Annotated in this window: 10 protein-coding genes; all 10 read right to left on the bottom strand. The window is 45.2% G+C overall.

The features are described 5' to 3' along the window. Positions 1-37 precede the first annotated feature (37 nt). On the bottom strand, positions 38-1,498 hold the full coding sequence (gene murC / locus VEZ01S_RS12380) for a UDP-N-acetylmuramate--L-alanine ligase (protein WP_021714385.1): 1,461 nt from the start codon (positions 1,496-1,498) through the stop codon (positions 38-40). A gap of 47 nt (positions 1,499-1,545) precedes the next feature. Beyond that, positions 1,546-2,610 (bottom strand): undecaprenyldiphospho-muramoylpentapeptide beta-N-acetylglucosaminyltransferase, encoded by a 1,065-nt coding sequence (gene murG / locus VEZ01S_RS12375; protein ID WP_021714384.1) that lies wholly within the window; start codon positions 2,608-2,610, stop codon positions 1,546-1,548. After that, positions 2,610-3,806 carry a cell division protein FtsW gene (ftsW, locus tag VEZ01S_RS12370; protein WP_052032228.1) on the bottom strand — a complete coding sequence of 399 codons (1,197 nt, stop codon included), beginning with the start codon at positions 3,804-3,806 and terminating at the stop codon, positions 2,610-2,612. The genes murG and ftsW overlap by 1 nt, the downstream gene beginning before the upstream one ends. 85 nt (positions 3,807-3,891) lie before the next feature. Beyond that, positions 3,892-5,235 (bottom strand): UDP-N-acetylmuramoyl-L-alanine--D-glutamate ligase, encoded by a 1,344-nt coding sequence (murD, locus tag VEZ01S_RS12365; protein ID WP_021714382.1) that lies wholly within the window; start codon positions 5,233-5,235, stop codon positions 3,892-3,894. 3 nt (positions 5,236-5,238) lie between these two features. After that, a complete protein-coding gene (gene mraY / locus VEZ01S_RS12360; protein WP_021714381.1) occupies positions 5,239-6,321 on the bottom strand; it encodes a phospho-N-acetylmuramoyl-pentapeptide-transferase in 1,083 nt (360 codons plus the stop codon). Then, positions 6,318-7,679, bottom strand: coding sequence for a UDP-N-acetylmuramoyl-tripeptide--D-alanyl-D-alanine ligase (locus VEZ01S_RS12355; RefSeq protein ID WP_021714380.1), 1,362 nt, complete (start codon positions 7,677-7,679; stop codon positions 6,318-6,320). Before VEZ01S_RS12355 ends, mraY begins: the two co-directional genes overlap by 4 nt. Next, complete coding sequence (murE, locus tag VEZ01S_RS12350; protein WP_021714379.1) at positions 7,676-9,163, bottom strand: UDP-N-acetylmuramoyl-L-alanyl-D-glutamate--2,6-diaminopimelate ligase; 1,488 nt, start codon at positions 9,161-9,163, stop codon at positions 7,676-7,678. Before murE ends, VEZ01S_RS12355 begins: the two co-directional genes overlap by 4 nt. An 8-nt stretch (positions 9,164-9,171) precedes the next feature. After that, positions 9,172-10,929, bottom strand: a complete 1,758-nt coding sequence (locus VEZ01S_RS12345; protein WP_021714378.1) for a penicillin-binding transpeptidase domain-containing protein — start codon at positions 10,927-10,929, stop codon at positions 9,172-9,174. Continuing rightward, positions 10,929-11,264, bottom strand: coding sequence for a cell division protein FtsL (gene ftsL, locus VEZ01S_RS12340; protein ID WP_021714377.1), 336 nt, complete (start codon positions 11,262-11,264; stop codon positions 10,929-10,931). The genes VEZ01S_RS12345 and ftsL overlap by 1 nt, the downstream gene beginning before the upstream one ends. After that, entirely contained in the window at positions 11,261-12,211 is a 951-nt protein-coding gene (gene rsmH / locus VEZ01S_RS12335; RefSeq protein WP_021714376.1) for a 16S rRNA (cytosine(1402)-N(4))-methyltransferase RsmH, read from the bottom strand. The genes ftsL and rsmH overlap by 4 nt, the downstream gene beginning before the upstream one ends. Positions 12,212-12,291 lie beyond the last annotated feature (80 nt).

Genomic DNA, 12,291 nt, shown 5'->3' with positions numbered 1-12,291 from the left:
TCTTTCCATAACAATAAGGGATATTTCGTTAAGGAAACTAACTTTTTTGCATTGCTCTGATATTGAGTGCTAGCTTTTCCAGTTTTTTGGCAACCTTTCCTACATCACCCGCACCCTGAGTAAGGACAAGGTCTCCGTCTTGCAACAGGTTGCTCAGCACGTTTGGCAATTCATCTTGTTTTTTAATAAAAATAGGCTCGATACGTCCTCGGCCACGAATTGCTCGACATAATGAGCGACTGTCCGCACCGGCAATCGGCTCTTCGCCGGCGGAATAAACATCCAGCATCAATAGAACATCGACCTTGTCTAATACATTGGCAAAATCGTCAAAAAGATCGCGAGTACGGCTATAACGGTGTGGCTGGAAGACCATCACCAAGCGTTTTTCTGGCCAGCCGGCGCGCGCCGCATCTATGGTCACATCCACTTCACTTGGGTGATGACCATAATCGTCCACTAGCATGGCCTGACCATTACCAGTATCAAATTCACCAAGGTGTTCAAATCGACGTCCTGTACCTTGAGTAGCTAAAAGAGCCGATAAAATAGCGTCATCTGAAATGCTGTCTTCTGTTGCTACAGCGATCGCCGCTGAAGCATTCAGTGCATTATGTTTACCCGGCATATTTAATGTGATGTTAAGATCACTCTTACCTTCACGCTTAACGGTAAAGAAACTTTGTTGTCCTTGCTGGCGATAATCAACGATTCTGACATCGGCATCTTCCGCAAAACCATATGTAATCACCTGACGGCTAATAGTCGGTAGCATCTCGCGAATAACAGGATCATCGATACACATAATTGCCTGACCATAAAATGGCAGTTTGTGTAAGAAATCACGGAAAGTTTGTTTAAGCACTTCAAAGTCACCACCATACGTATCCATATGGTCAGCTTCGATATTCGTCACGATGGCTACCATAGGTTGCAGATGCAAAAATGAAGCATCACTTTCATCGGCTTCAGCAATGAGAATGCGGCTTGATCCTAAACGTGCATTGGTGCCAGCACTTTTGACTAGCCCACCATTGACAAACGTAGGATCTAAACCCGCCTCTGAATACACTTGTGTAACCAGTGCCGTTGTCGTGGTCTTGCCATGCGTACCTGCAACAGCAATACCGTGACGGTAACGCATAATCTCCGCCAACATTTCAGCTCGACGAACAATCGGAATACGCAAGGCTTGCGCCGCGACAATTTCAGGGTTGTGCTGATCGATAGCCGTTGAGACCACCACCACGCTGGCATTTTCTACATTGCTCTGCGCATGTCCCATAAAAATGGTCGCGCCTTTGTTTTCTAATCGTTCGGTTACCGCATTTTGATTGATATCTGAGCCAGAGATGGCATAGCCTTCATTCAGTAATACCTCAGCAATACCGCTCATACCTGCGCCACCAATACCCACAAAGTGGATGCTTTGCACGCGGCGCATTTCTGGAATCATCGCTCGGATATGAGCTAAATCTTGTTCGTGTTCAATTACCATAATATTCTCTTGCTCAGTACTTTGAGATTAATCACTGTGGCTTAACGCTATTTACTTAACGCTATGATGGCATCCGCCACCACTTTATCCGCATCAAGTTTAGCGGCTTGACGCGCGTGAATCGCCATCTCAAGCAATGAGGTTCTGTCTAATTCTTGAATAGTGTCTTTTAGCTTACTCGCCGACAAATTGTGCTGTTCAATCATTTTTGCCGCTCCAACATCCACTAAGTAATCTCCGTTTAGTGCTTGTTGTCGATCTTTATGCGGATATGGGATAAAAATCGCAGCTAATCCTGCGGCTGATATTTCAGAAACTGTCAGCGCGCCAGAGCGACAAACAATCAGATCTGCCCATTGATAAGCTGCAGCAACATCGTCAATAAACTCTGTAACTTTAACGTCTTTTACGCCCGCGTCTTGATAGCGCGTCTCCACATCAGCTTGGTTATTTTTACCTACCTGATGCCATATGCTGTACCCCTGACCAAGTTCTGCAACCGTCTCAGGGAGGGTATGATTTAGAATTCGTGCGCCTTGGCTGCCACCCATCACTAAAATGCGAATATCATCGGCACGAGACGCTAGACGTGTCGCAGGATCATCAAGGGCCACCACATCGGTGCGAACGGGGTTACCCACGACTTGCGCACTAGGAAATGCTCCAGGGAAAGCCTGAAAAACTTTACTGGCTACTTTCGCAAGCCAGCTATTGGTTAATCCTGCAACGGCATTTTGCTCATGCAACACTAATGGAATACCGCACTGACGAGCGGCGATGCCACCCGGACCACTGACGTAACCCCCCATACCTAATACCACATCAGGCTGATAGCGTTTTATATGAGTTTTAGCTTGGGCAATAGCATTGATGATCTGAAATGGCGCTTTAATCAGCTTCGCTAAACCTTGACCTCTAAGCCCTTTGACCTTAATAAAGTCAATCTCAATACCATGTTTAGGCACAAGCTCAGCTTCCATACGATCTTCCGTACCTAGCCAGCGAATCTCCCAACCTTGTTGCTGTAAGTATTTAGCGACAGCAAGGCCCGGAAAAACGTGTCCACCAGTTCCGCCAGCCATGACTAAAAGTCGTTTTTTTTCAGAGGTCATTATGCTTTACCTTGTGAATCATCATCTTGTAGCAGTGACTGCTGATAATCTTGCAATCGATACTCGTGATCGATTCTTATCACTATCCCTACGGCAATAGACATAATGATCAAACTCGAACCACCGTAACTGATCAGTGGCAGTGTCAAACCTTTGGTGGGAACCATACCGGCTGCCGCACCTACGTTGACCACACTTTGAAATGCAAACCAAATGCCAAAGCCCATCGAAAGGTAACCACTAAATACATCGCCAGACTCAATAGCACGCTTGCCAATGAATACAGCTTTAAATACTAACGCAAAGATAAGCAACAGTATGCAGGTTACTCCCACAAAACCGAGTTCTTCACCCATCACTGCAAATACAAAGTCCGTATGGGCCTCAGGTAAATAAGCCAGTTTTTGAATTGAATTACCTAAACCTTGTCCAAACCACTCACCACGACCAAACGCCATCAAAGACTGTGTCAACTGATAGCCACTACCAAACGGGTCTTCCCAAGGGTCTAGAAATGATGTCACACGCTTCATTCGATACGGTTCGGCCAAGATCAAACCACAAACTGCCAGCACCCCAGCAAAGGCTATCGCCAAAAATTGCCATAACTTAGCGCCCGCAATGAAAAGCATGCCAAAGATAGTCACTAGCATTACCACCACAGTACCTAAGTCTGGTTGGCCTAACAAAAGGACAGCAAGCGCGCCAAACACAAGGAAAGGCTTTAAGAAACCGCCGAAAAAACTGGCCCTGACTTCTTGTTGTTTACGGAACAAGTAGCTGGACATAAAAATAAACAATGACAGTTTTGCCAGCTCTGCCGGCTGAAAGTTTATTGGTCCTAAAGGAATCCAGCGCGATGCCCCGTTCACCGATTTACCGCCGACTAACACCACCAGCAGTAAAAATAGGCTTAATATCAACAGTGCCATACTGTATTTCAACCATAGTTTGGTTGGAATATGCACCACAACAGCCATAACACCCAATGCTAGGATCAGATAAAACGCATGGCGTATTGCAAAATGGAAGGGAGTACCAAAGTGGGTATAGCTCAAGGGTAATGATGCTGATGTCACCATCACTAAGCCAATAAGCATAAGAATCAGTGTGAGCCACACTAACTGTCGATCATAAAGAACAGGTAAAGCAGAAGGCTGTTGAAGATTTTCTATTTCATCAGAAGACACTACCACTTCATCACTTAATGTAGGAGTCGATTCTTTTCCGTGAAATCGAGACAGCCAACGTAATTTTTTCACTTTTTCCTGATCTCTATTTTTAAATTGCATCCTGCTGCTCATCACTGTGTTGAGCGAGCTGAGTAAAGATATCTCCGCGCAGCATAAAGTTCGCAAACTGATCTAAACTGGCACAAGCGGGAGAAAGCATCACCATATCACCGACTTTGGCTTTCTGTCGAATGGCCTGCACCGCTTCTTGCATACTTTCAAAGTAAACACTGTTTTCAGACAGTAAAGCGAGCTGTTTACCATCTGCGCCAAAGCAATACAGCTCAGCATGCAAGGCAGATAGCGCAGGTTTTAATTCGCTAAAATCGGCGCCTTTGCCGTCACCACCTAGCAATAGGTACAAACAACCTGCAATGCGTAAACCATTTAATGCCGCTAAAGTGCTGGCAACATTGGTCGCTTTTGAGTCATTTACCCAAGTAATGCCATTATCACGACTGACTACCTGACAACGGTGCGCCAGTCCGACATAAGATTTCAATGCATTTAAAGCAGACTTAACATCAATATTAGCCGCTTCAAGTAGCGCAATTGACACTAAGGCGTTAAGCATATTGTGTTGACCCACAATAGACAGTTCATCCGTCGCTAACAGGCGCTGTCCATGACTGGTGAGCCATGTTTGATTCGCATGATCTGACAGATAATATTCACCTTGCGCGATGCCAAACGCCAGCAAGCCTTGACGGTTGTCTGGGTAAGTGGCTTTATCATCTGCATTCACAATTTTAATCTTGGCGTTATCAAAGATTCGTAATTTAGCATCTCGATAATCGTGCATACCTTCATATCTATCCATATGGTCTTCAGATAGATTTAAAAATGCGGCGGCTTGTAAGGTTAAGCTAGAAGTTGTTTCAAGTTGAAAACTAGACAGCTCAAGCACATACAAATCCGCATCTGATTCAAGTAAATCTAGAGCTGGGACACCAATATTGCCACCAACTGCGGTTTTAATGCCTGCGGCATTTGCCATCACGCCCGTTAAATCAGTCACAGTGCTTTTGCCATTAGAACCGGTAATCGCAAGTACGGGTTTGTTGGTCGCCCAAGCAAACAGCTCAATATCACCGACAATGGGCACGCCCAGTTTAGCCGCTTGTTGCAGTTCAGTAGTTGCTAAAGCAATTCCTGGACTGGCCACAATCAGGTCGGCACTATCTAACCATGGCTGATTTAAACTGCCGCAAAACAGTGGCACGTCATCGCTCAGTTTATCTCGCCCGGCTGGGTTTTCTCGAGTATCAATCACTTTAATGCTCAGGTTTCGCCCCAATTGTGATGAAACTCTTTTTAAGTGATTAACCACTGACAGCCCAGTAATACCAAGCCCGATAACGACGACATTTTGTATCTTTTGCCACTGTTGCATGGATTAACGTACCTTCAATGTTGCAAGACCAATTAGCACAAGTACGATAGAAATAATCCAAAAACGTACAATAACACGAGGCTCTGGCCAGCCTTTTAGTTCGTAGTGATGGTGAATAGGTGCCATACGGAAAACGCGTTGACCACGTAACTTATAAGAGCCAACCTGTAAAATGACCGACAGAGTTTCCATAACGAAAACGCCGCCCATAATCACTAATACAAATTCTTGACGTACTAACACTGCAATAGTGCCAAGCGCCCCGCCAAGAGCAAGCGAGCCTACATCGCCCATAAAGACTTGTGCAGGGTAAGTGTTAAACCATAAGAAGCCTAAACCTGCACCTACAATCGCCGCACAGAAAATCACCAGCTCACTGCTGTCTGGGATATAAGGAATGTGCAAGTATTGCGCGAAATTCACGTTACCTGTGGCATAAGCAATAATGGCAAAACCGGCTGAAACCAAGATAGTTGGCATGATAGCCAAGCCGTCCAAGCCATCGGTTAAGTTAACCGCATTACTGGTACCCACAATCACAAAGTAAGTCAGTACAATATAAAACAGGCCAAGTTGCGGCATGATGTCTTTGAAAAAAGGCACCACAAGCTGAGTGGCGGCGGTGTCTTTACCGTGCGCGTACAAGGCAAAAGCCACCACGATCGCAATCGAGGACTGCCAAAAATATTTCCAACGAGCAATCAAGCCATCGGTATTTTTGCGCACTACTTTGCGGTAATCATCCACAAAGCCGACCGCACCATAGCCAAGCAATACCGTTAGTACCGCCCAAATATATGGGTTAGATAAGTCTGACCATAGCAATACGGTGATACTAATGGCAGCCAAAATCATGACCCCACCCATGGTTGGGGTACCGTGTTTACTCAGATGAGATTCTGGGCCGTCGTGACGTACAACTTGACCAATTTGCAGCAGTTGTAAGTGTCGAATTAATTTAGGTCCCATCCATAACGATAACCCTAATGCAGTGATGACACTGAGGATCGAACGAAAAGAGAGATAATCAAAAAGACGAAAGAACGAAAAATAAGGCTGTAATAGATCCGCTAGCCAGATAATCATTTAAGTTTCTCCTTCAGTGCAGCGGCCACTTTGCTCATTTGAGCGCTATTCGCACCCTTAACCAGCAAAGTGTGTTGAATGTGTGGTTGATTTGAGATTTGTTGCTCTACAAAATCCAAAAGGCTTTGGTGAGTCGCAAAATGGTGTCCATGGGTAACGTCACTAATTACCTTAGTGTCATCGCCATAAGTAAGTACATACTCAAATCCAAATGTTGCGGCATATTCACCGACTTGTCGGTGAAGTTCAAGGCTTTCTTTACCCAATTCCGCCATGAAGCCCAGAATCAGCCATCGACTGCCTTTAAAAGTGCTAAGTAGATCCGCTGCCGCTTTCATCGCAGGAACGCTAGCGTTATAGCTGTCGTCAATTAAACGTATGTTATTGGTGAGTTGCTCAACCGCAACCCGTCCTTTCATTTGTGCCACGGCTTCTAGACCCGCAACAACGGTCGCTAAAGGCGTCCCCATATTCAGGGCAACCGCTGAGGCGGCTACCGCATTAGCGACGTTGTGCTTACCGACCACGCTAAGATTGACCTTAGCCATGCCGAAAGGAGTATGCAGCTGGAAGTTCGCTAAACCATTATCATCAATAACAATGCCAGTGGCGTAATATTCAGCTAAAGAGTTATCTAAAGAAAAGGTTTGAACACGTCGGTTTTGCAATAGAGATTGCCATAACTCACCACCTTGACTGTCTAGGTTATACAGGGCTAACCCTTTTTCATCTAAGGTAGAGAAAATTTCGCCTTTGGCTTTCATTACCCCTTCAATGGAACCGAAACCTTCAAGGTGTGCGGCGGCAACATTGTTGACCAAAGCAATATCAGGTTGAACCAAATTAACGGTGTATTCGATTTCCTGCTCGTGGTTTGCACCTAGCTCAATCACTGCAAATTCATGCTCTGAGTTAGCGCGTAACAAGGTGAGTGGAGCACCGATATCATTGTTAAAGTTACCTGCGGTCGCTAGCGTCTCACCTCTTAGTGATAAAATAGAGGTCAGCATCTCTTTAACGGTCGTCTTACCACAGCTGCCAGTAATCGCCACTTTAGGGATGCTCAACTTCGCTAAATTCCAAGCACCCAATTGCCCTAAAGCAATCTTGGTATCTTCGACAAGTAATTGAGGAATGGATAGTGGCAGCTCTCTGTCCACCAGCAATGCCACAGCGCCTTGCGCCACTGCTTGTTCACAAAAGTCATGGGCATCAAAACGCTCACCCACTAAAGCCACAAATAAACCTTGTGCAGGGATATTGCGACTATCGGTAGAAACTGACTCTATAGTGAGATCATCGCCAATAATACGACCATTAACAGCCTGTGCGATATCCGATAGTTGAGTTGCTATCATTTGGCTAGCTCCAACAAGGTCATCGCCGATTCACGATCAGAATAATGAATAGTCTTATCTCCTAAGATTTGATAGTCCTCGTGTCCCTTACCCGCAAGTAAAATAATGTCATTGGACTGAGCGTTTTCAATAGCATAGGACAAAGCGCTAAATCTATCATGTTCAACAATGACAGACTTTTGATTTAAAACGCCTTTTTGCATATCTGCAATAATTTGTACGGGACACTCACTGCGAGGGTTATCGTCGGTAAGGATCATTCGATCAGCAAATTTTTCCGCCACGCTTGCCATCATGGGTCTTTTTCCTGAATCCCGGTCACCGCCACAGCCTAAAATTGCCCACAACTGTCCTTTGCAATGCACTTTCAATGCTCGTAAGGCTTTTTCTAGTGCGTCAGGGGTGTGAGCATAGTCGACTACAACTTTAGCTTTGTCAGCGGTTTGAAAAAGTTCCATACGGCCAATCACAGGCTGTAACTGAGCAGAGGTATGTTGTAACTCTTTAATATCAAAACCCAGACTCAATAGAGCAGTAAACGCCAGCAAGACATTACAAGCGTTAAACTCACCAATTAAAGGAACACGTAATACACCTGCGCCCCAAGAACTATCAAAAGTAATATCAATGCCTTGCTCTGAGTAAGCAATATGAGTGGCATACATAAAGCGCTCTGTGGTTGGCTTTTCTAGTAGTGAAACTGCGATTGCATCTGGCACCTGAGTTAACCACTGCTTGCCCACTTCATCATCGATATTAATGACTTTATGTTTGCAATCATGCTCAGTAAACAAGCTTAATTTCGCCTTAGCGTATTCAGCCATGCTACCGTGATAATCAAGGTGGTCTCGGCTAAGGTTGGTAAATACCCCTACCGCAAACGCCAGTGCTTTAATACGATGTTGCACTAGACCGTGAGATGAGATCTCTAAAGCGGCTAGCTGAGCACCTGACTGCTTCAATTGCGCCAGTGTTTTACACACTTCAATCGCACTGCCAGTGGTATTTTTGGCCTCTTTTAAATCCGCAAGAAAACCATTACCTGTAGTGCCCATCACCGCCGCTTGCTGACCAATGCAGCCCAACCACTGCGCAATAATTTGCGTGATGGTGGTTTTACCATTGGTGCCCGTAACGGCAATTAAATCCATGTCTGAAAAATGATACAAACGATGTGCTAACGCGGATAAATTCACACCTAAATCATCAAGGTATAAAACAGGCGTTTGCGCTCGCCACTGCACACTGCCATGCTCGTTATCGGCGTCACTTTCCGCAATCACCAAAACAGCTCCAGCGGCAATCGCATTATCGATAAATCGTCGACCATCAACTGTATGACCTTTGATAGCAATAAAGGTAGAACCTGCCTCTATTTTTCGGCTATCCAATTCTAAGTTCGCAACGGCTATTTGCGCCAATTCCTCACTTAACTGACTCAGCCAAGGCTGAACTAAATGCTGTAAAGTACATTGAACCTTCATACCAATCCTTAATCCGTGTTCGCATCAGGCGGTACATTCAGAATCTGCAACGCACCTTTTAATACTTCAGAAAAAACCGGAGCCGCCACTTCACCGCCATAGTAGGAATCACCTTGTGGATCATTCACTATTACAACCAAAGCCAGTCTAGGGTTACTAATCGGCGCAACACCTGCCGTAATAGAAACGTATTCATCACTATAACCACCGGCGTTGGCTTTACGGGATGTCCCCGTTTTAGCACCTACGCGATAACCTGGAACTCTCGCTTTTATTGCGGTGCCGCCTTTTTGCGTCACCCCTTCGAGCATTTCTAGCACTTTACGTACATTTTCAGGGTCTGCTACCTGTTTAGCCGAAGGAAGATCTTTCGCGTCTTTCACTATATGCAGTGGTTTGAAACTGCCGTAGCTTCCCAAAGTCGCGTAAGCATGCGCCAGCTGTAGAGGTGTAATGGATAAGCCATAACCAAAGGCAAATGTCGCGATTTCAATCTTCGACCAGCGACGACGACTCGGGAATAGCCCCGGAGTTTCACCCACTAGATTAATCCCAGAAACGGAACCAAAACCAACGGATTGGTACATGCCTTCTAAAGACTCTATTGGCATATTCAAGGCTAAATGAGTCACACCGATGTTACTGGACTTTTTAAGAATGGTAGCAAGGTTTGCTTTACCGACTCGAACACTATCACGTACACGACTGCCACCAACACGCATAATGCCATTACCCGTATCAATCACGGTATTAAGATCTGCGGTGTGAGTTTCTAACGCTGCCAAAACAACAAACGGTTTTACCGATGAACCCGCTTCTAAGGCATCAGTAATGGCACGATTTCGCATTTTAAACGACTGCAATTGATCGCGGCTATTCGGGTTGTAAGACGGAGAGTTTACCATGGCTAAAATGCCACCAGTCTTAACATCAATCAGCACTATACTGCCTGATGTGGCTCTATAATCCGCAACGGCTTGCTTAATAGCTCGATAAGAGATCGCTTGTAAACGCTGATCTATAGTGAGCTGTAACGGACTGCCTTGTTCACTTTTGGTCATTGAAATATTTTCAACAACTCGACCGTCTCTATCTTTGCGCACTTTACGTGAGCCATCGTGTCCAGAAAGCCATTTGTCATAACTTTTCTCAACCCCTTCTAAACCATGGCTATCAATTCCGGTCACACCCACTACATGAGCGCTCACTTCACCTGTCGGATAATAGCGACGAGACTCATCACGCAGCCCCACACCTTTGAGTTTTAACTCTTTGATGTATTTTGCCATTGCCGGGCTAACTTGACGTTGTAAGTAGATAAATCGACGTTTCTTGTTCTTGTCTATCTGATGAATCAAGGCTTCGCGATCAAGATGCAACACGTCTGCTAACGCATGCCAGCGAGCCACATCTTGCAGAGCATCCCCTTTTTCAAAGATGGTACGAGGATCAGCGTATACCGCTTCCACAGGCACACTGACCGCAATTTGTTCGCCATTACGATCGGAGATAATACCACGAGCAGATGGGAGGGCTTTCACCCTAACTGAGCGCATGTCACCTTGTTTTATCAGTGAGTCAGGCTCAATAACTTGAATATAGGCAACGCGTAAAAGCAATGCGCCAAGTAATAGCAAAATAAACGCCAGTACCACCTGATATCGCCATTTTATAATGCGGGTATCGGCAGGAACGGTTCTATTCAGTTCAACTTTGGGAATACGCTTTTTAATTGCTTGGGTTGTTTTTTTCTTGATCGATTTCATTACAGTTTAACTATAACTTCCTTGTCGGAGTCTGGGCGTGTCATATCAAGCTCAGAGGTGGCAATTTTTTGAACTCGACTGTGTTCAGAAAGCGCATTTTCTTCAAGAATGAGGTTGCGCCACTCTTCATCAAGTTTCTCTCGCTGCTCAAGCGCCTGATCTTTTTGCGAGATAACTCCACGAGTCATTTGTGTGGTCATCACCACCGCGATTGCACTAAAAAAGAGAGTAATCAATAAAAGCATAGGCACGCGACCGGCAGTAAAGAGGTCGCGTATAATGATCTTGCCAAGAGCAGGCACTTTTGGCTGAATCGATATCTCTAATTCATTCATAACTTTTCTGCAATCCTTAGCACCGAGCTACGAGCTCGAATATTCACATCCAGTTCAGAGTTTGATGGCTTGATAGCCTTACTGACCGCTTTCATATCCGCACTGCCAAGAGCTCGAATTTGTTCTTCAGTCATTGGAATACCATGCGGTACTTGCGGACCACGGCTCTCTTTACGGATAAACTGTTTAACCATTCTGTCTTCTAAAGAGTGAAAGCTAATGACGGACAGTCGCCCTTCTGGTGCGAGGATATTTTTGGCCGCGTTTAATGCCGTGGCAATTTCATCAAGTTCACTATTGATATAAATGCGAAATGCTTGAAATGAGCGCGTAGCGGGATGTTTTTTCTCTTTAAAACTCTTAGGCGCCGCCTCTGAGATAAGTTTCGCCAGTTGACCTGTGCGTAACAAAGGTTCGTTTTCTTCGTTATCACGATAGGCCACGATAGCCTTAGCAATACGCCAAGCATGCTTATCTTCGCCAAACTCACGAATCACCCAAGTGATGTCTTCGATATCGGCTTCCATAAGCCACTGTGAGACAGGGATACCAGAGGTGGGATCCATACGCATGTCTAATGGGCCATCTTTCATAAAGCTGAAACCGCGTTCGGCGTCATCCAACTGCGGAGATGAAACCCCTAGATCTAATAGTACGCCATCGACTTGACCCACTAGGTCTCTTTGTTTGGCGTATTCTTCCATGCCGGAGAAAGGGCCATGAATAATAGTGAATCGAGGATCATCAATCTTTGCAGCTTCAGCAATGGCTTGCGGATCTCTATCAATACTAAACAGTCGACCATGTTCGCCTAACCGAGAAAGTATAGTGCGACTGTGACCACCGCGACCAAAAGTACCGTCTATGTACGTACCATCTGGTTTAATATTTAAACCATCAATGGATTCTTCTAGCAGGACGGAGACGTGTTTAAAAGCTTCGCTCATTACAAAGGCTCGATTTAATTGAATAACGATTGAATTAGTGTACTGAAATAGTCCGTTTTAGTCAGCGTTAGTAAACAAAT

Source organism: Vibrio ezurae NBRC 102218, assembly GCF_000467185.1.
Classification (GTDB): domain Bacteria; phylum Pseudomonadota; class Gammaproteobacteria; order Enterobacterales; family Vibrionaceae; genus Vibrio; species Vibrio ezurae.
The sequence above is the reverse complement of the archived record's forward strand: the minus strand, read 5'-3'. Positions and strand labels throughout refer to the sequence as shown.